The sequence below is a fragment of the Carnobacterium sp. FSL E2-0243 genome, from assembly GCF_038003605.1.
Taxonomy (GTDB): Bacteria; Bacillota; Bacilli; order Lactobacillales; family Carnobacteriaceae; genus Carnobacterium; species Carnobacterium maltaromaticum.
Genome location: NZ_JBBOPM010000001.1, coordinates 1,431,266 through 1,452,978, shown reverse-complemented (window position 1 = coordinate 1,452,978; position 21,713 = coordinate 1,431,266). Strand labels below are relative to the sequence as shown.

16 protein-coding genes and 1 other annotated feature are annotated in these 21,713 nt (G+C 35.2%); all 16 genes read right to left on the bottom strand.

What is annotated here, in order from left to right; translation table 11 throughout:
• Positions 1-366 precede the first annotated feature (366 nt).
• Positions 367-649, bottom strand: a binding site (T-box leader).
• A gap of 83 nt (positions 650-732) precedes the next feature.
• Entirely contained in the window at positions 733-3,009 is a 2,277-nt protein-coding gene (locus tag MHI00_RS06760) for a glycoside hydrolase family 3 protein (RefSeq protein WP_341112200.1), read from the bottom strand.
• A 268-nt stretch (positions 3,010-3,277) separates the two neighbouring features.
• The gene (msrB, locus tag MHI00_RS06755; protein WP_010054252.1) at positions 3,278-3,721 is read right to left on the bottom strand and encodes a peptide-methionine (R)-S-oxide reductase MsrB; all 444 of its coding nucleotides are present in this window, start codon (positions 3,719-3,721) and stop codon (positions 3,278-3,280) included.
• Positions 3,722-3,792: 71 nt separating this feature from the next.
• Entirely contained in the window at positions 3,793-4,320 is a 528-nt protein-coding gene (locus MHI00_RS06750) for a hypothetical protein (RefSeq protein WP_010054251.1), read from the bottom strand.
• A gap of 39 nt (positions 4,321-4,359) precedes the next feature.
• A complete protein-coding gene (locus tag MHI00_RS06745) occupies positions 4,360-4,695 on the bottom strand; it encodes a PadR family transcriptional regulator (protein WP_341112195.1) in 336 nt (111 codons plus the stop codon).
• 176 nt (positions 4,696-4,871) lie between these two features.
• Positions 4,872-5,450: a Maf family protein gene (locus MHI00_RS06740; RefSeq protein ID WP_010054249.1), complete on the bottom strand. Its 579-nt coding sequence runs from the start codon at positions 5,448-5,450 to the stop codon at positions 4,872-4,874.
• Between the two features lie 23 nt (positions 5,451-5,473).
• Positions 5,474-7,597 (bottom strand): DNA mismatch repair endonuclease MutL, encoded by a 2,124-nt coding sequence (gene mutL, locus MHI00_RS06735; protein ID WP_341112192.1) that lies wholly within the window; start codon positions 7,595-7,597, stop codon positions 5,474-5,476.
• Positions 7,598-7,663: 66 nt separating this feature from the next.
• The gene (gene mutS / locus MHI00_RS06730; RefSeq protein WP_015076685.1) at positions 7,664-10,285 is read right to left on the bottom strand and encodes a DNA mismatch repair protein MutS; all 2,622 of its coding nucleotides are present in this window, start codon (positions 10,283-10,285) and stop codon (positions 7,664-7,666) included.
• 20 nt (positions 10,286-10,305) lie between these two features.
• Entirely contained in the window at positions 10,306-10,695 is a 390-nt protein-coding gene (locus MHI00_RS06725; RefSeq protein ID WP_010054244.1) for a RicAFT regulatory complex protein RicA family protein, read from the bottom strand.
• On the bottom strand, positions 10,692-11,501 hold the full coding sequence (locus tag MHI00_RS06720) for a TIGR00282 family metallophosphoesterase (RefSeq protein WP_010054242.1): 810 nt from the start codon (positions 11,499-11,501) through the stop codon (positions 10,692-10,694). Before MHI00_RS06720 ends, MHI00_RS06725 begins: the two co-directional genes overlap by 4 nt.
• A gap of 182 nt (positions 11,502-11,683) precedes the next feature.
• On the bottom strand, positions 11,684-13,249 hold the full coding sequence (rny, locus tag MHI00_RS06715; protein WP_010054241.1) for a ribonuclease Y: 1,566 nt from the start codon (positions 13,247-13,249) through the stop codon (positions 11,684-11,686).
• Between the two features lie 388 nt (positions 13,250-13,637).
• Positions 13,638-14,792 carry a recombinase RecA gene (gene recA, locus MHI00_RS06710; RefSeq protein ID WP_015076688.1) on the bottom strand — a complete coding sequence of 385 codons (1,155 nt, stop codon included), beginning with the start codon at positions 14,790-14,792 and terminating at the stop codon, positions 13,638-13,640.
• A gap of 305 nt (positions 14,793-15,097) precedes the next feature.
• Positions 15,098-16,357, bottom strand: coding sequence for a competence/damage-inducible protein A (locus MHI00_RS06705; protein ID WP_332589220.1), 1,260 nt, complete (start codon positions 16,355-16,357; stop codon positions 15,098-15,100).
• A 53-nt stretch (positions 16,358-16,410) separates the two neighbouring features.
• On the bottom strand, positions 16,411-17,805 hold the full coding sequence (locus MHI00_RS06700; protein WP_341112178.1) for a metallophosphoesterase: 1,395 nt from the start codon (positions 17,803-17,805) through the stop codon (positions 16,411-16,413).
• 111 nt (positions 17,806-17,916) lie between these two features.
• Positions 17,917-18,495, bottom strand: a complete 579-nt coding sequence (gene pgsA, locus MHI00_RS06695; protein WP_010054237.1) for a CDP-diacylglycerol--glycerol-3-phosphate 3-phosphatidyltransferase — start codon at positions 18,493-18,495, stop codon at positions 17,917-17,919.
• A 137-nt stretch (positions 18,496-18,632) separates the two neighbouring features.
• The gene (locus tag MHI00_RS06690; protein WP_187958626.1) at positions 18,633-20,708 is read right to left on the bottom strand and encodes a Na+/H+ antiporter; all 2,076 of its coding nucleotides are present in this window, start codon (positions 20,706-20,708) and stop codon (positions 18,633-18,635) included.
• A 79-nt stretch (positions 20,709-20,787) separates the two neighbouring features.
• Positions 20,788-21,672 (bottom strand): helix-turn-helix domain-containing protein, encoded by an 885-nt coding sequence (locus MHI00_RS06685; protein WP_010054235.1) that lies wholly within the window; start codon positions 21,670-21,672, stop codon positions 20,788-20,790.
• Positions 21,673-21,713: the final 41 nt, after the last annotated feature.

Here is a 21,713-nt window from a genome sequence, read left to right as displayed (position 1 = left end):
GGAAAATTGATATGATACTTTTTTCCATTTCGAATCTTCATAGGAATTGGCTCAAACCAACATTTTGAGATCACAGTCCATCTTCGATGGATGTGTATCATGTTTCTAAGTTGCTAAAGCAACAAGAACCTCTGTAAACCAACATTTTGAGATCACAGTCCATCTTCGATGGATGTGTATCATGTTTCTAAGTTGCTAAAGCAACAAGAACCTCTGTAAACCAACATTTTGAGATCACAGTCCATCTTCGATGGATGTGTATCATGTTTCTAAGTTGCTAAAGCAACAAGAACCATGATAAAGCAACGAGAACCATGATAAAGTAACAAGAAGCATGACAAAAAAACTCACCCCCAAGACCAAAGTCTTAGGAGCGAGTCAAAATCGCGGTGCCATCCTAGTTCAAAATAATGTTGCCATTATTTTCTTATCAAGTACGCCAAAAATTGCTTTGGTTATACTCTATCTTAGTAACGGAAGAACCCGTCACACCATCCCTAATGTTCCGATGTGCAGCTACAAAGGCTTGTTTCAAAAAGGCTTATTCCATCTCTTTTCAGCAACCGAGACTCTCTGTAAAAATCTATACTTTGATTAGATTTTATTGAAATAACTGAACTTTTCTACTTTTCTTTGTCAACGCTTTTAAATTTAAACTATCATATCAGAAACAGACGTTTTCGTAAAGTGAAAGTTTAGCCTTCTTATATTCAACCTTTACCACACTACCTTTTAGCTTTTCAAACCATACTTTTCAACGCGCTGGTCAGTTATCACACCAGTCCAATTTAGTCCGTATGCAAAATCATAACTATTATGATTTTCATCGCGATGGCAAGTCATATCAAAAGGGACATCCTCTAATTGTTTTTCAACAGATTCCATCTTATCAGGAATTTGAAAAGGAAGTAAACCTGATGGCTCAACTTCTCCTGATAATAGAGAAAGCAAGGCTTGTGTTTGCACACCAAAATCAACTAAAATCCCATCCACAAGAGTTTCAAATTCATGAAGAATGGTTGGATTTTTCATCGCTACAATCGCAATTAGGGGTTTATTCCCCATTTTTTCTCGAGTTTCTATCACAATGTCCAAATCCGCTTCATTGATAGCTTCATTTGATTTTCCATAATAACTTCGGTTCGAGAAGGCTTCTAACGGATCACCACCAGCTAAACTTTCCTTACGCCCTAATCTAGCTGTGTAAGGTCGGTATTGTAAACTGATTGGGACATAACCCGTTCCACCTTTAGCAAGATCCTCTAAACTAAAACCACTTGTTTGGGGAGATTCCATAAAGCATAGTGCAAAATCTGCTTGCGTGGGATCAGTTGTTAAATGATAGTACTTTTCAACTAAAGCTGCTTCAACAGGCAAGAATTCTCTTGCTGGTATTTCTTGGCCGAACCAATCTTTACTCGCTTTCAATCGTCTTTTAGGAATATAAACTGTTTGTTTTTTAGCTACTGGTAAAACGTTATTTTTATTTTTTAATAAAATAATCGACTTTTGCTGAGCTTCAAATCCTTTTTTCATAAAATCAGGGTGACCAACTGTTTTCTTGGTTTTCGCGCTATCAATATAAGGATTCTCAAATAAGCCTACTTGAAATAGATTACGCAATAATCGTTTGGCTGAACGACGAAAACGAGCTTCAATAAATTCTTTACCAAATTCAGCTTTTCCTAGTTCGTAGGCTGCCATAATCGGTTCAACCTCATTGTTACCCCCGAATTGATCCACACCCGCTAATAGGACCTTATAATGCCTTTCAGCAACCGTTAACTCTTCAACACCCCAATCTTTTCCAGATAAAAAACTATCCATTTCTTGATGGTCTTTTGTAATTCCCCAATCCGTGCAAACAACTCCATCATAGCCATACTCATCACGTAATAATTCTTGGACTAAATAATGACTATAGCCATTTCCTACATTTTCTCTATTTTTAAGATCTTGATTAGTTGAAATCGTGTAGTAAGGCATGACAGCTGCAGCTTTTTCCGTCCCACCTTTTAATTTAAACGCCCCTTCCGTAAATGGCTTCAAATGTTCTTTAAAATTTCCACCTGGATAAACAGCATACTTACCAAAAGCATAATGCGCATCACGACCGGCTTCTCCACTTCCGCCACCAGGCCAGTGTTTTACCATGGCATTGACACTTGTATAGCCCCATCCTGAATGTATCTCACTTGCCTTTTCTGAAGTTTGAAAACCCGAACAGTATGCTTCCGATAAATCTGTAACTAATTTTACACCTTCACCAAAAGTTCCACTAAATCGCATCCATCTTGGTTCAGTCGCTAAATCAACTTGAGGAGAAAGTGCAGTGGCAATCCCTAATGCACGATATTCTCTCCCAGCAATATGACCAAAATCTCTCACTAATTCTGGCTCAAATGTTGCTGCTAGGCCCAGAGCCTCTGGCCATTTTGAAATATCTCCACCCGCACCTGCGTTGTATTCAGAATTAGCATCTGCTCCATGACGAGGGTCCGAGCTAATATTAACTGGAATTCCATGACCTAGTCCTTCCACAAAAGCTTGCAAGTTATTTGACCAAGTAGCAGAAATTTCAGGCGATTCAACAACTGTAACTAAAATATGTCGCAAATGATCTTTTGTTAAAAATTCTTTTTGTTGATCTGTTAAATCTGAAACAACTGCCGTACTATCTTCTAAAGCTAACCCATCATACGTACCAGCAAACATGCTTGCAAAAGAATTTTTGCTAGATGTTACTGCTTGATGACCACTATAAAGCATCAAACCAGCAATCTCAGATATCGTTAATTGATTAGCTAAATCCTCAATTCGTTCACTGATAGGTAAACGCCAATCTTTGTAAGGCTGTAACTTACCATTTCGATTTAAATCTTTAAAAGCATATCCATCCGCTTCAATAATCCCAATCCCTGATTCTGTAGAAAATCGTAAAGTTGCACCATTTTCATTTTTAATCGTTACTAAACCGTTTTCAATTAGTTGACTCCATTTTTTTTGCATCCCTCTATCGACTCCTTTATCAATTCTTTTCTCCATTTATCGTAACATAATTTTGCAAAATAAACCTATGCTATTTTATTATTTACTTCTATAATTCTTGTAGGCTAGTCAATAGATTTCAAAAAATGGTTTAATTTTCCTTTTAATTTTAAGATTTATGTATTCTATCAGAAACTCAAATAGCGGCTGAGACAAAAATCAATCCAATCTCAAATAAAAAAAGCATGAAATCAACATTTGTAAAAATGGATTTCATGCTTTTTTGCTATTATTCTTCTTTAAAATATTTCTGATAATCGCCGTATCCTTGTGCTTCTAATTCTTCAACAGGAATAAAGCGTAAAGCTGCAGAATTAATACAATAACGCAAACCACCTAATTCTTTCGGTCCATCTGTAAACACATGACCTAAATGAGAATTTGCTTCTTTGCTTCGTACTTCAACTCGTTTCATACCAAAAGTTTGATCCGTCTTTTCAATAATTTCTTTTTCAGAAACGGGTTTTGTAAAAGCCGGCCAACCACATCCTGCATCATATTTATCTTTAGAAGTAAATAACGGTTCACCACTGACAATATCAACATAGAGTCCATTCTCATAAAAATCATCATATTCACCTGTAAACGGACGCTCTGTTCCGTTATTTTGCGTGACTTCATATTGAATATCCGTTAATTTTTGTTTTAATTCCTCTTTATTTTTTTCAGTCATTTCAAATCCCCCTGTCTTTCTACTTTTAATTATAACAAATAAAACAATAAAACAACGTTATTTTGCTCACTTTACCTATTCTCACTTAAGACAAGTCCTAAAGCAACATAAATAACAATAAATAACGTTGAAAAAGCAAAATAATAGACTTTCTTTTGTATTTCGGAATTATGATCTATTTTTTGATAGGCCCAGAAAGCTAATTGAGCAAAAAATAAATTACAAATTAGATGTGCCGTTGATAATCGCCAATCAATAACTCCATTAATAAAGGCAAATACGAGTTCAAAAATAGCAGATAATGCCACAATTAATAAGGCAAAATTTAATTTCTCTATAAAAGTATCTTTATGCAACCCTTTGACTAGTTGACGACAATAGCCATGAACATTCTCGCCAAATAAATCCTTACTCGTTTTTCCAATTTGCTCCAATTCTATTAAATGATCCAATAGTTCAGCTAAAATTTCTTCTGTTTTTTTCGTATTTACTGGTGAAGCACGTAGGTACTCCACAACCTCTTCAAAAACCAGTGCATTTTCTGAATTGAGTTGTTGTCTTAGCTGATTCGTTCTTTGTTTTAATTTAGCTGTCTCCATAACAACAACCTCCTTTTTATTTCTTAACTCCTCATTATATCATCGTTCATGATTGGCACTGAATTCAATGATATCATTTACACTTGTAGCAACTTTGCTCCACTGCTTTTGAAATTCTTCTAAATAAGTATGGCCTTGTTTTGTAATGGAATAATATTTACGTTTTGGACCTTCCTTTGAGGGTAACATTCGGCTACTTACATAATCTTGTTTTTGTAATTTTAATAAAACAGGATAAATACTACCTTCACTAACCATATCTAACCCATAATCGGCTAATTTAGCTACCATCTCGTAGCCATAGGCTTCTTGATCTTTTATAATGCTTAAAATACAACCTTCTAGTAAGCCCTTTAGCATTTGACTTGTCTCCATTTAGCAAGCACCTCTTTATCTATCTTCTAAAACAAGTTTGCCTATTTTTCTATCGCTATCTTGCAATGCAAAATAGCTTAAACATATCATAACTTAAGGCTCTTTCTTTGTAAAGAGGAACTTACTGAATTTTTCACAGAAAAAACTGCTACCTAATAACTAGGTAGCAGTTTTGCTTAACGGGCAAAATCAATTTCTATTCCATCAAATTTAGCTAACATTCGATATACGACTGCGACTGGAAAACCTGCGACTGCATAAAAATCACCTTGAATTTCAGAAACCAATAATGCACCTAAACCTTGAATACCATAAGCTCCAGCTTTATCCATTGGTTCACCGGAGGCAATATAGTTTGTAATTTCTTTCTCAGTTAATGGATATAACGTTACAATTGTATCAACTACTTCTGTCACTTCGAGGGAACCATTCGTCATATAAACGGCTGTGTAAACATGATGCTTGGTGCCACTAAGCTTACCTAACATTTGAGCTGCCTCTTGCTCGCTACTTGGTTTCCCTAAAACTTGACCATCTAAATAAACAATTGTATCACTTCCTATAACTAAATCAGTAGGAAAATTTTTAGCCACAACTAAGGCTTTCCGTTTTGCTAATTCTGAAACTATTACGTTTCCAGGTAAGCTTTCATCAATTGTCTCATCAACATCTGAAACAACGACTTCAAAATTCGAAATAATTTTACTTAATAATTCTTTACGTCTTGGGGAACCTGATGCTAAGATAACTTTCATTTTCTAACCTCTTTTGTCATGATTTAATGGGGATCTTGAATCCGTTTAAACATTCTTTCCATATCTTTATTGGTAAATTGAATCAACACTGGTCGTCCATGAGGGCAATTATAGGGATTTTCTGTTTTAGCTAAATCAACTAATAAAGCTCTGGCTTCTTGATCGTTTAAATGATGATTTGCTTTAATTGATCCTTTACAGCTCATCATAATTGCTGTAGCTTCCCTAAACTTCGCAACACTGATACTGCCTTGTTCTAATAACAAGTCAATCATTTCTTTAATGATTTCCTCTTCTTGACCACGATTAAACCAAACAGGGTGGCTACGTACTAAGAAACTATTTTGGCCAAATGGCTCAAGAAAAAGTCCAATTTCTTCCAAAGCTTCATTATTTTCTTTGATTTTTATCGCATCACTATTAGGATAGTCTAACATAATTGGAACCAATAAATCTTGCAAATCACGGCTAACTTCCCCAATTTTCTTTCGGAAAAACTCATATTTAATTCGTTCTTGAGCCGCATGTTGATCTAAGATATATAACCCATTTTCATTTTGAGCAAATAAATACGTCCCGTGCATTTGTCCCACGTATTCTAAATTCGGCAAATGGGCAATGGCTTTATTTTTCAACTGTGTTTCTTCTTTAATTAACTTCTCGGCAGCCTTTAAATGAGATTCCGTATGCAATTCTTGCAACTCACTTTGATTCTGATTCGATTCTATTTCAGGGGGTTCTGACTGTAGATTGTGTGTAGTCTCCACTGTTACTTCATTCATTAAATTTTCTGGAATTGGGGCAAATGGATCTTCAATAAACTCCTCTTCAACACGATCTTTTTTTAAATAAAATTGACCTTCTGCAGCTTCATATCCAATTCCTCGTTCAAATGGAGATGCTTCTCTTTGAGCTGGAATTGGACTTGGTGTTGATTTAAAGGGAATTGTTTTGAAATAATCTTGATTTTTATCCTCAGTACTTTTCTTTTCAATTGAATGTACTTGATTTTCTTTTGAATCTTCAGCTTGATTCTTTGAAAAAAGTTCATCCGAACTAGTTTTAGATGCTGTTAAATCAATTTTTGTTTGTTCAGATTGAAATCTAGAAGCATCATATGGGCGTTTAAAACTAAAATTCTCTAAAGACTCTGGAATCAATTGTTCATGACTTAAACATTCATGAATAGCTGTCTCAATTAGTTCCATCAATTCTTTTTCTTTACTAATCCGAACTTCTTGCTTGGTTGGGTGAACATTTACATCTACTAGAAGTGGATCCATTTGAATATCCAAACAGACAAAAGGAAAACGACCAACCATTAATTTCGAACGATAACCAGCTACAATCGCTTTATTTAGTAAATAATTTTTAATATATCGTCCATTAATCATAATTGACATATAGTTACGGCTAGCTCTCGTTAATTCTGGTAAAGACACGTAGCCTTTTAATTTGAAATCTAAATCTTCTTTTTCAACTTCGCGCATTTTTTTTGCAACCGATACACCATAAATTCCTGCTAAAGTTTGTTTTAAATCGCCATTTCCCATAGTGCGTAGCATTTGATTGCCATCATGGACTAAACGAAAAGCGACTTGCGTATTACTCATAGCTAAACGGTTAACTATATCTCCAATTGTAGCTAATTCAGTTTGAATCGTCTTAACATATTTTAAGCGCGCAGGTGTATTGAAAAATAAATTCTCAACAGTAATACTTGTGCCTTTTCGAGCTGGATTTGCTCGCTCTTCGACAATATCGCCACCTTTTAACGCTAAATAACTTCCAGCCCCAACACCTGTTGCAGTCTCTAAGGTAATTTCTGAAACTGAGGCAATACTTGGTAAAGCCTCGCCACGAAATCCTAAAGTACGTATTCTAAATAGATCATCTCGTGAATGAATTTTGCTTGTAGCATGGCGCTTAAACGCATTTCGAACATCGTCAGCAGCTATTCCAGCACCATTATCAATAATTTGAATTTTTTTAAGTCCTGCTTCTTCAATTAGAATATCAATCTGTGTACTTCCTGCATCAATAGCATTTTCAACTAGCTCTTTTACAACTGAGGCTGGGCGCTCAATAACTTCACCAGCTGCAATTTGATTGGCTAATTTTTCAGAAAGTTCTACTATTTTTCCCATGCTCAGTCCTCCATCTTGTCGGAAAAGCTAAGAACTTGTCTAGCTCTTAGCTTTATCTGTGTCTATTTATTTTAGTTTTTGTTGCAATTGACTTAGTGTATTGATGGCATCTAATGGGGTCATCGCTAATAAGTTTAATTGATTAATCGCATCAATTACATCAGCTTCATTGGGATTTCGTTCACCAAATAAAGACAATTGTCCATCTGATTCTTCAACAATATTTGTTTGCTTCGTTTTTTCTTCTGTTATTTTTGGAGCTGCTGTTGCATATGTTGGTTGGTAATCTAATACAACCGTATCTTGTTGCTCTAGCTTTTCTAAAATTGTTGCTGCTCGTTCTAATAACTCTTCAGGTAAACCTGCTAATTTAGCAACATGGATTCCATAACTTTTATCTGCAGGTCCAGGCATCATTTTATGAAGGAAAACAACCTCTCCATTTTCTTCAACAGCTCCGACATGAATATTTTCCAGCCCTTTAAGACTATCCTCTAAAACTGTTAGTTCATGATAATGGGTCGAAAATAGCGTTTTTGCATGAACATGTTGATGAATATATTCAATGATTGCTTCTGCTAATGCCATCCCATCATAAGTTGCAGTTCCTCGTCCAATTTCATCAAATAGAATTAAACTACGATCAGTTGCATGACGCAAAGCTTGATTGGCTTCCATCATTTCAACCATAAATGTACTTTGACCTGAAATTAAATCATCAGCTGCACCAATTCGAGTAAAAATCTGATCAAAAATAGGCAGGTCAGCTTTTTCAGCTGGTACAAAGCACCCCATTTGGGCCATAATCACCGTTAAGGCTAATTGTCTCATATAGGTACTTTTACCAGACATGTTTGGTCCTGTAATTAAAAGAATATCAGTTTCAGTTGTCATTTCCACACTATTTGGTACATACGTTTGTTGCCCTAAAACTTTTTCAACTACGGGATGACGACCTTCTAATAGGTTAATTTCGTGTTTTCCTGTTGTCATTGTCGGTTTAATAAAATGATATTTTTCACTAACCGTAGCAAAACTTTGCAATACATCAATTGTTGCAACATTTTTTGCCAAGCGTTGCAAACGTTCAATATAGCTTTTGACTGTTTCACGAACTTCAGCAAACAACTCATATTCTAAAGCCATTGATTTTTCTTCTGCTTCAAGAATTAACGTTTCTTTTTCTTTCAAAGCTGGTGTTATGAAACGCTCAGCGTTAGCCAATGTTTGCTTTCTCTCATAGGTTCCCTCAGGCAAGTTAGCTAAATTAGCTTTGGTGATTTCAATATAATAGCCAAAAATTCGATTGTAGCCAACTTTTAAACCTTTAATACCTGTTTTCGCTCGTTCTTCAGCTTCTAGTTGAGCCATCCATTTTTTTCCGTTTCTCATTGCATCCCGGTATTGGTCTAACTTCTCATGATAGCCATCTTTAATGACCCCACCATCCTTTAGAGAAAGTGGCGCATCTTCATGAATGGCCAATTCGATTAAATCAACAACCTCAGTAACAGGATCTAGAGCGCCTAACAAAGTGTCCCATTCAGTATCATTAATAATTGCAATGATTTCAATCAGTTGTGGAATTTGCAGTAAAGATGTTTTCAATTGCAATAAATCTCTACCATTTACATTGCCGAAAGCTACTCTTCCAGCTAATCGTTCTAAATCATAAACACGTGTCAAGGCTTCATTTAAATCTGTTCGTTCAAAAAAGTGATTCATTAGGCTCTCAACAATCGCTTGGCGGCCTTTTATTTTTTGCTCTTGAATTAATGGTCGATCAATCCACTGTTTAAGTAAACGACCACCCATTGCTGTTTTTGTTTCATCAAGCAACCAAAGTAAGGTGCCTTTTTTTTGTCCATTTCGAATAGAAGTTGTTAATTCAAGATTATATTTTGAATAATGATCCATTTTCAAGAAATGAGTTGGGACGTATGTCTCAGCTTTTTGAATATGAGCTAAACTTCTTTTTTGCGTGACACTTAAATAAGAAAGTAATAATTTTAAAACGGATAGTGTTGACGTTTCTTCAAGATCACTTGTTAAATAAGAAAATTCAGCATTTTCAATAATTTCCTTTTGATTGGAAATCATCACATCTAACTTATTTTTCAATTCTTGCTGAAATTCCTCATTACTTTCACCGTTAAATACAATTTCTTTTGTTTGAATACTTGAAAGTTCATTAATGACATCTTCGACCGAATCCAATTGAGTCGCCTTTAACTCACCTGTACTTAAATCAACATAAGCTAAGTCAAATTTATTCCCCTCTTGAACTAAGAGTGCAGATAAATAATTATTCTTTTTTGCATCCATGTTTTTCGTTTCAATAGCTGTTCCAGGCGTGATAAGTTGAACGACTTCTCGTTTTACCATTCCTTTAGCTGTTTTAGGGTCTTCTACTTGCTCGCATATAGCGACTTTATATCCTTTTTCAATTAATATATCAATATACCCTCTAGCTGCATGGTAAGGAACACCGCACATCGGAATGGGTTCATCTGCATTACGATTGCGTGCCGTTAATGTGATTTCTAGTAATTGAGTGGCTTTAATGGCATCATCGTAGAACATTTCATAGAAATCTCCTAATCGATAAAACAAAAAAGCATCTTCGTAATTGGCCTTAATGGCTAAATATTGTTCCATCATTGGGGTATGTTTAGTTTTTTGAGGCATTTGACAGCATTCCTCTCTTTCTATCGATTGTCTTCTAAGGTTTGATTAATCTGCTCTTTTAATTCATCTTGAACAGTCGCTACTAAATGTTGTAAGATATCGTTGGCTTCCACTAAAGCATCTTGGTAGCTTGTTACAACCATATGTTCATTAAATTCTTTAGTAAAAGCTTCCGCTTCTTTAATCGCAATTTTTTCAGCTTCTGGCTTTCCATAATGATTAAAAGCAACAGCCTCTTTTTGCTTAATTTTAATATCTGCAATTAATTGATTTAAATGTGCATGATTTTGAGCTTTTTCTTCAATCATTTGATAATCTTGAATCAGTTCATTCTCTTTTAGCAAGTCTGTTAAACGCTGTAAATGAGCTTTAGTTGCCTCATCTAATAAAGATTCATTTGTCCCTCTCATTCAAAATCTCCTCCAAAAGGATGGTCTTCATTGATTAATATAGGTTCAATTTTCTTGGCTGCTCCGGTACTATCATCAAGCTCAATATAACAAGCTGATAGCGTTTTACGACCTGTTTTTGGTACTTCAAATCGGGTTGGCATTTGCGTTAAAAAACGATTGATTACTTGCTCTTTTGCCATACCTAAAATTTCATCATACGGTCCAGTCATCCCAACATCTGTTAAATAAGCCGTACCTTGTGGTAAAATTCGCGCATCACTTGTTTGAACATGGGTATGAGTTCCAACTACAGCTGAAACCTGACCATCTAAAAACCAGCCCATTGCTTGTTTTTCACTTGTTGTTTCAGCATGGAAATCAACAAAAATAAGGGGTGTACGTTGTCTTGCTTCATCGACTAAATCTTCAATTTTTCGAAAAGGATCGTCTAAATCAGCCATAAATACACGACCATGAAGATTGATAACTGCCAACTCAAGTTGATTGACTTTAATGAAAGCCATGCCTTTACCTGGCGTAGTATCTTCAGGATAATTAGCTGGACGAATCATTTTTTTTGCATCGTCAATAAAATCAAAAATTTCTCGATTGTCCCATGTGTGATTCCCCATTGTGACAATATCTACACCATCTTGTAAAAAAGATTTATATATTTTTTCTGTAATTCCACGTCCTGCTGCGGCATTTTCACCATTTAAAATCGTCACTTGAGGACGGTATTTACGTTTTAATTTAGGTAGGTAGTCATGAACCATCTCTCGACCCATCGAACCTACTACATCTCCAACAAATAATAATCTCATTTTTTTGCCTCTTCTCTATTTGTCCATTCTCTCTATTTTAACAATTATTTACAAAAAATGAAAGGTTTTGTCTTAAATACTCCACGCCTTACAACTATAATATGTATTTATCTTGATTAAACTTTTTATATCCCAATGAACAAAAAAAGAACAACAAAGAATGCTCTTTGTTGTTCTTTCCTTTATTTCGCGTAGTCAACCGCTCGGGTCTCACGAATAACTGTCACTTTAATATGTCCTGGGTAATCCAGTTCATCTTCAATTCGTTTACGAATATCTCGTGCTAGTGTGATTGCCGTTAAGTCATCAATAATTTCTGGTTGTACCATAATCCGAACTTCACGTCCTGCTTGGATAGCAAAACTGCGTTCAACACCAGTAAAGCTATTCGAAATTCCTTCTAGTTTTTCTAGACGGCGAATATAATTTTCTAAAGATTCGCTTCGTGCGCCTGGTCTAGCAGCAGATAGTGCATCGGCTGCAGCAACTAGGACAGAAATAACAGAAGTAGCTTCCGTGTCTCCATGATGAGAAGCAATCGCATTAATTACGGTAGCATTTTCTTTGTATTTAATGGCAATTTCTTCTCCAATTTCGACATGAGAACCTTCAATTTCATGATCTAATGCTTTCCCAATATCGTGAAGTAATCCAGCGCGTTTAGCTAAAGTAACATCTTCACCTAATTCAGCTGCTAAAATACCAGCTAATTTAGCTACTTCAATAGAATGATTTAACACATTTTGACCATAACTTGTTCTAAAACGTAAACGTCCTAAAATCTTAATTAAATCTGGATGTAATGAGTGGACTCCTACATCAAACGTAGCTTGTTCACCAATTTCACGAATGCGTTCATCCATTTCTTTTCTTGATTTTTCAACCATTTCTTCTATTCGAGCTGGATGAATTCGTCCATCTTGAATCAGTTTTTCAAGTGTCATTCGTGCAATTTCGCGACGAATTGGATCAAACCCGCTTAAAATAACTGCTTCAGGTGTATCATCGATAATCAAATCAATTCCTGTTAAAGTCTCTAAAGTACGAATATTTCGACCTTCGCGTCCAATAATTCGACCTTTCATTTCATCACTTGGTAGCGTTACAACGGATACCGTTGTTTCAGAAACTTGATCAGCCGCACAACGTTGAATCGCTAATGAAATTAAATTTTTCGCTTTTCGATCTGCTTCTTCTTTTGCTTTCTGTTCAGATTCTTTCACCATAACTGCTAGTTCGTGGGAGAGATCTTCTTCTGTTTCTTTCATAATCATGTCTTTCGCTTCATCTCGTGAAAGAGCGGCTACCCGTTCTAATTCAAGTTGTTGCTCTTCAACTAATGCCGTTACCTTTTGCTCTTGATCGTCAATTAGTTGTTGTCTTGAACTTAATTTTTCTTCTTTTGCTTCAAGAGTACGTTCACGTTTTTCTAATCCATCGTCTTTACGATCTAAGTTTTCTTCACGTTGGACCAACCGATTTTCTTGTTTTAAAATATCGCTTCTGCGCTCTTTTAGCTCACTTTCAATTTCAGTTCGATATCTGTGGTTTTCATCCTTCGCTTCTAACAAAGCTTCTTTTTTTAAGGTTTCTGCTTCTCTTTTTGCTTCCTCCAAAATTCCAGTTGCAGTGTTTCTAGCACCAGCCAGTTCTTTTTCGTGGGTTGATTTTCGGACGATATATCCTACAATTAGACCAACAACTAAAGCAACAATAGCGAAGGCTACACTGATAATAATAGTATTCATTCTTCCACCTCCGTATCATGTATTTAATTGTCATTTATTTTTTTCTTTGGCAAATTTTTTAAATTTTATTCAAAAAAAGTCACCGCGTATATTTAAATAAGGTAATACACAACTCTAATTTTAATTGTACATCGCCAACATGTCAACTGAATTAACACGTTTTGAACCACCTTTTCTTTTTTTCTCCCTTTTATTTCTAAAAAAAAAAAAGTTTCTCTAAAGAAACCCCTTACTTTAAAAGCCTTATTGCTTAAATTTGAATAAAAATAGAATTTAATAAATAATTTTAATTTCTAACGTATTCTTTAAAAATAACGACCTTCATGGGAATAAAATCTAAAAAAAAAGTATTTTATTGAATTTCATCAATAAAATACTTTTCGAAGCTTTATTTTTCTGGGTCAATTTCAGGTAAATCTAACACAATTTCTGTTTGATTCTCATTTTCTTTAGCTATTTTATCTACAGCTATCGATTCAGCCTCAGAAACTTTTTTTTCAACCGCTTTTTTTTCATTTTTTACAGGTTCTGTTTTTTCTTCTTCAACAACTTCTTCACCAATCCCATAAGCTGCTCGAACCTTTTGTTCAATTTCTACTCTTAATTCTGGGTTTTCCATAAAATATTTCTTCGCATTTTCACGACCTTGACCAATACGTTCACCTTCATATGAATACCAAGCACCACTTTTATTTACTATATCTTTTTCTGATCCCATATCCAGTAATTCTCCTACTTGAGAAATACCTTCCCCGTACATAATATCTACTTCAGCAACTTTAAATGGTGGCGCAACTTTATTTTTTACGACTTTAATTTTAGTGCGATTTCCAACTACATCTGTGCCATTTTTAATTTGTTCCGCTCGACGAACTTCCAAACGAACAGTTGCATAAAATTTCAACGCTCTACCACCCGGTGTTACTTCTGGATTTCCAAACATGACTCCAACTTTTTCACGAATTTGGTTAATAAACAAAGCAATCGTTTTGGTTTTATTGATAGAACCTGACAGTTTACGTAAAGCTTGAGACATTAAACGAGCTTGTAAACCTACATGGCTATCGCCCATCTCCCCTTCAATCTCTGCTCTAGGCACTAAAGCAGCTACCGAATCAACCACCACAATATCGATAGCACCACTAGAAACCAACGCATCTGCGATTTCCAAGGCCTGCTCACCTGTATCTGGTTGAGATAGTAATAACTCATCAATATTTACTCCTAATGCTGCAGCATATTTAGGATCTAACGCATGCTCAGCATCAATAAAGGCAGCAATTCCACCTTGTTTTTGAACTTCTGCTACAGCATGTAAAGAAACAGTTGTTTTACCTGAACTTTCAGGACCGTACACTTCAATAATCCGTCCCTTAGGATACCCGCCTACTCCTAACGCTACATCCAAGGCTAAAGACCCACTAGGTATTGTTAAAACTTGAGTATCAATTTTTTCGCCAAGCTTCATTACTGAACCTTTACCAAAATTCTTTTCAATTTTTTTCAATGCTGCATCTAGGGCTTGTTTGCGATCATCTGCCATTAAAATTCCTCCTTGATATAAAAAAGTTTGTTGAGCCTTTTAACTCTGATAAGAAAATAGGAAAAATTGATAGGACTCTTTTTGTCCTCTCGAATTTTTATCTTTTTCTCGAAGAGTTGGCTCATAAGAACTAGCATTAAATCTGTCCATTCTTATTTTATTTAACGTTTATCTTTTATTATTTTGTTTCACAAAAACTATCATAATCGTTATGCCAAAAAAAAGCAAGAGAAAAACGAACAAAAGTTCGGTCTATTTTTATTTTAATTTTTTTTATGAAATTAAATTCGATTAAATCAACATTTTCACTCTTCATCTAGCGGAATATTTTTTAATATGCGACGAACCATTTCTAATCCACTTAATGCGGCTTGTTCGCGATTGCCATTTCGATTCCTACCAAAATGAAAACATTTCGCAATTGTTTTTTGACCTGTTACCGCTAATCCAATCCAAACTGTTCCTGCTGGCTGATTTTCTAATGTCTCTGGACCTGCCACTCCTGTAAAAGAAATAGCTATATCTGTTCCGTATAACTGTTTAACACCTTCTGCCATTTCAATACTGCATGCCTCGCTAACAACTCCATACTGCTTAATTGTGTCGGAAGATACGCCTAATACCTTTGTTTTACTCTCATTGCTATAAGTGACTACGCCTCCATCAAAGGTAGCAGAAACTCCTGAAACGCTAGCTAGTAAACTTTGAAAAGCTCCTCCTGTTAAACTTTCTGCAGCTGTTATCTTCAATTTTTTTTCTTTTAATAAATCAACAACCACTTCAACTAATGTTGTTTCGTCTCCATAGCCATAAAAATACGTTCCTACCCTTTCTTGAATCGTTGCTTCCAATCTATCTAGAAGTTCATTACAGGCTTTCTCAGAGCCTCCATTTGCTGTTAAACGCAAAGTTACTTCATGAACTCCAGCATAGGGAGCAATCGTTGGGTTTTTTTGATTTTCAATTAAGTCATCTAAAATCGTAACTAATTTCGATTCACCTATACCAAAAAAGCGCAATACTCTTGAAACAAGCAGTTCAGGTTTATCACTATTTGCTAATAGTAAAGGTCTTGCTTCTTGTAAAAACATTGGCTTTAATTCGCTAGGTGGTCCTGGTAGCAATACATACATTTTTCCATTCTCTTTTATAAACATTCCTGCTGCTAAACCTGTTGGATTTTTTAAAACTGTTGAACCTTCTATTACAACAGCTTGCAATTTATTATTTTCAGGCATCGGTCGTTTCGTTTTTTCATGATATTCAACAATTGTTTTTAGTGTTGCTGCATCTGTTATAAGTGATCGATTTAAGTGCGCTGCGATTGTTTGTTTCGTCATATCATCTTTAGTGGGCCCTAAGCCTCCTGAAAGAATAATTAAATCACTACGTTTTTCAGCTTCTGTTAATACTTGATCTAGCCGCTCAGGATTATCTCCAACCACAACATGATGATACACATTAATTCCTAATACAGCCAACTCTTGTGAAAGAAAAGCCGCATTGCTATTAACGATTTGTCCTAATAATAATTCCGTTCCAACTGCGATAATTTCTGCTTTCATTGCTCTTCCTCCATCTCTTCTTACTTACTTTACACTCTTTGAAAAAAATACTTTTATTTTAAAAATTGAAAAGGGATTTTCAATTGGATATTATTGGTATCTTGATCAATATAAATGCTCTCAATATAACTAGTTAAAGAACTTTTCGGTTGCTTTTGTAATGCTTGGTACGCAGGATTTTGTTCCAATTCACGTGTGACTTTTTCCACTTCTGCTTTTTCAACAAAAGATTGGCCACCAAAGAAGCGAATATTGGCTTCACCAACAAATTTCCCAATACTTTCAGCCTGACTTTTATCTGGCCATTGTTCTTCATAGATTTGACTTATTGCAAAGGCTTCTCCATCTTTTTGCATCAGTGTCCTTAAATACTCATTGTGATTAAGTAAATCGGGATTTTTATTTTTTGTTGCTTGGGCCCAGATGTCTACATCTGTAGAAATACGTTGGTACTCCATTTGACCATTTTCAAAAGTCAATTCTCCAATTGGATTTGACAACATGGAAAAAGAACCTGTGACAATATCATAAATGGGTTCTCCATTCAACTGCTTACTAGCAATGTCTTGAGCATGAATATGACCAGATAAAGTAAATGATACCTTTTCTTGACTAAGTAGCTTTTGCATTTCTTCAGCATTATCTAATGTAAATCCTTGATTGACCAACTGGTTATGATCCAATAAATTATGATGGATAACTGGAATCACTTTGGCACCTTTTTCAGCAGCCAATGTAAAGCATTCCTGTAACCATTGATAAGTCTCATCTCTAAGACTGCCGCTCGTAATTGGACCTCGAGTCGATCCTTGCCAACTATATTTGTTTGTATCGATCATGGCAATCCATAAATTTTCTCGTGGGGCAACCAAATAGCTGAGAGAATTTGAATCAACACTAATCGCTTCATTATAGCCAAAGTCTTGAAAAATCCGGCTGAAATCTTTTGGTAAAATTTGATCTGTCGCCTCCGCTTTCTCAGCCTGATATTTTTTTGCCCAGCCGTCACTAATATCATGATTTCCTGGAATCACGTAAACGTTTGTTCCAGTTTTTTCGATTTCAGCAAAATATACAGCTAATTCTATCGCACTTTGTTTCTCACCATTCAAAGTTAAATCGCCACTTACAACTAAAACATTGGGTTTTTCACGCTGTGCTTTATACACGAGGGCTTCTAATGTTTCTTCTTGGTAGATGATATCTTTGCCTGCCGATGTTTGAATAATAAATTTAAACTTCTCACCATCATCATATAAACTAGGTGAGATATAGTGAATATCTGTAATGACCCAGAGTTTAAAACCTGGCTCTACAACTTGATTTTTTATGTTGCTTTCACTTATTTGGTTAGTTCCTTTTTGTGTTGCTTCATTTTTTTGGCTACACCCACTTAAAAATAGAAAAAAGATTCCTAAAGCCAACAACAAAGTTTTCTTTTTTTTCATTTTTCCCCTTCTTTCACTTTGTCCTGCTCCTCTATTTTAACACAAGCATGTTCTTAAAAACTAAAAAAAAGAGCAGTGGAATAATATCCAACTACTCTTTTAACTACTTTCTTACATGGGTCCAGAAAAAACGTGTTTATTTTTAACAAAATAATCAATTCCTGAATAGACCGTGAAGAATAAACAGATATACAACATAATCATAGCAAAAGGAAAGTTCATTCCTGCAAATGGAAAGTTATTTAGTAATAATAAAATAATCGCAATCATTTGAGTTGCTGTTTTAATTTTACCAGGCATCGCTGCTGACATAACTTCTCCATCTCCGACTAATAATAAACGTAAACCTGTTACGGCTAATTCGCGACAAATAATAATGGCCACTACCCATGATGGAACAACACCTTGTCCAACCAAAACGATAAAAGCTGTCACAACTAACATTTTATCTGCCAAAGGATCGGCAAATTTCCCAAAATTCGTCACAAGTCCTCTTGCTCGTGCTATTTTGCCATCAAGCCAATCTGTAATGCTAGCTACAGCGAAAATAATTGCACCAACTAATTGTGTAATCTCGATTGTACTGCCTAACCAAGTTACTTGTCCCCAGTCAAATGATCCTAATACAACAATCATAAAAATAGGAATCATAAAAATTCGTAATACAGTTAATTTATTTGGTAAATTCACTTTTAATTTCCTCCGTTTCTAACGAGCAATTATTAGTAGGCAATTGCTCAACTTACTCTCTTATTTTATCACAGACACATTCTCCATGATAGCCAAACGAGAAGCTCTCGTCAATAAAAATCTCATTCTACTGAATCTTAATTAATACTAAGCTCACTTAATTCATCGTAAGTTACCCGTTCTCCTAATTGATTAGCTGTTGCATAGTCAATTTCTCCAACATCTAGTAATCGCTGAATTTCTTCACGTTCAAGCTGCAAGGCTAAACTTGCATAACTTCGGACTTCATTTTTAGAAATTCCTGAGCTTAATTTTGCTAATTTCAAGCGTCTATTATAGCGTTCCATTACAATTAAAGATTCTTTGCGATTTTCTGGTGTAATTTGTTTTTGAATCGTTCCAATCACACTTTCCGTTATTAGACGTTGAGAATGAGTAAATTCTTGAATCAGTTCACTATTTTCATGAAATCTAGCTTGAAAACGCTCAGTAAACTGCTCAGTAAATTTTTCTTTTTGCATTTTCTTAAGTCGTTTTTTCATTAAGCCCATTTTCAAACGAAACCAGACTTTCTTAAAGAAATTTGTTTCTGAAAATTGTCGTGAATTTTCTAAATAAACTTGATACAAACGTTGAACCATAGGTGAAATTTCGTTATTTTCTAACAACTCATTAATTTGTCGGCTTTCCTCATTTTGAGCTGTTTTTAAGACTTCAGCAATTATCTTACGATTTTCATCGCGAACGTAACCTGTTTCTATTTCAGTCAATTTAGAGCCAATTTCCATTATAATCTCGTTTAGAACATAATGATTTTCATCGGTTCTATTTTGTTCAAGGCGTACAATCGTTTGCTGTAAAACTTTTTGATAGGCACTGGCCTCACTTAAAATTGGAACCAACATAAGTTCATTCTTCTCTTTAGGTAAAATTAAAGGTAGTAAAATGGTTGCACTGACTAAACTGATTAGAATGACACAGGCAGTAATGAAAAGAAGTTCGTTTCGCAGCGGAAATGCCTCGCCATTAGTTAAAATTAAAGGAATAGATAATGCTGTCGCTAATGAAATCGTTCCATGAACACCTGCCAATGTCGTGATAAAAGCATACTTGAAACGAGAAATTTCCGGTTCTTTTTCCACAGATTTTTTTCCAGCTAATTGAGCTAAATAATCTTCAAAACTACCGTAATTTGGGTCAACAAAATGATTGTATAAGACATAAACCCATATAAATCGTAAAAACATTAAAAAGCTGATAATCAAAATAGATGCTAATACTAAATCCAGAACGTGCACATCTGCCGCATCCCAAATTTCTTGTATCACACTGGGTAATATTGAACCTAACAATAAAAATACTAAACTGTTCAAGAAATAAACCAACGTAGACCAAACATTGTTTGATACTAATTTTAATTTTGTTGTAGTTTTCTGTAATTTATCATGCTCAAAACCATGAACAATCCCTGCTGCTACAACAGCTAAAATGCCAGAAAATTCCAGTTTTTCAGCTAAAATATAGATGACAAAGGGGGTGGCTAGTTGGATTAGAATCAGCAATTCAGATTCTTCTAAACCCATTTTCCTTAAACGTAAGCGCAATTTGACAAACATCACCCCAATAAAGGCTCCTAAAACAACCCCACCAATCGCTGCTACAACAAAGCTGACACTTGCTTCTTTTACTGAAAAAACACCAGTTAAAGCAACACCTAAGGCAACCTTAAACGATACTAGACCTGCTGCGTCATTGATTAACGACTCACCTTCTAGGACGCCCATAATATTAGTTGGTAGCTTCACATTTTTCACTATTGATTTTAAAGCGACGGTATCTGTTGGTGAAATAATTGCGGCTAAAGCAAACGAAATCGCTAAAGGCATACTTGGAATCAACCAGTGAATCACAATTCCACCTAATACCACTGATAGTAAGACTAAACCAAATGCGAGTAATAAAATCGGACCTTTTAATTCCCACAATTCTTTTCTAGAAACTTTTTGACCTTCATAAAAAACTAAAGGTGCGATTACACAGACCATAAATATTTCTGGTTCAAAATGTACTTCTCGATTTAATGGCAAAAGAACCATTAAAATCCCAATTGAAATTTGAATCAGTGCTAAAGGAATTTTCGGTACATATTTACTAATAACTGCAGAAAATATAATGCCAACAATCATAATTAAAAATAAAAATAACGTTTCCATATTTGACCTCCGATACAAACTAAATTTATTCAAACAAAAAAATTTCATTAGCCAGCAAACCGGCTAATGAAATTTTAGTTTATTGAGCCACTACAGGAGTAATCGTAAAGGTTAAACTTTGCGTAATAACGCCTGCCGCTTCAGGTGCAAAGGCTACGGCTTCACCGTTTAAGGTAATACTAGTCGCAGCAGCATTTCCGATTCTAACCGAAACAGAAGTTGTTCCTGCTGGTAATGGAACTTCTAAACTCTCACCACTCTGCATTGTTTTTTGATCTGCAGGAGCTCCGTTTACTTCAACACCAACCCAACTTGCGCCTCCTTGGGCAGTTAATGTAATAGTCCCAGGTTCAGTTGCATTTGTCACTGTATATTCAGTTGTAGCACCCGTTGAAGAAGCTACAGCTACAGCTTGTTTAGGTTTTTCTGGTTCTTTTTCAGGTTCTTTAGAACTAGAAGATTGACTTTCTTTTTCTTGGCTTGATTCTTTCGATTCACTCGTACTTGTAATGGATACACTGTCAGCGTCTTTTGAAATAATCGACCCATCGTCTTTATTTCCAGTTTTAGTTGCCGCATACCAAATTCCACCGATAATCGCAAAAACCAAAAGAACAATCAAAATCGTTGGTAGCATATTTTTTATCTTCTCTACCAATTCATTCGTTACATGATTTTCAGAACGTGTTTGGTTTGTATTGACTTTCTCAACATATTCTTCATCATGTGTTTGTGGAACAGCATCTGTGTATTGTTCCAATAACTGATCACCATTTAACCCAACAGTATCAGCATATTGTTTTATAAAAGCACGGGCATAAAACTTGCCAGGCATCACATCAAAATTACCTTCTTCAATTGCAATTAAATAACGTTTTTGAATTTTAGTCATTTGTTGCAAATCATCTAATGTGTATCCCTTTGCTTTTCTAGCTTCTTGTAATTTTTCACCTATTTCATTCATAAACCAACCACCCACTAGATCTCTTATTTAGAGAATTAATT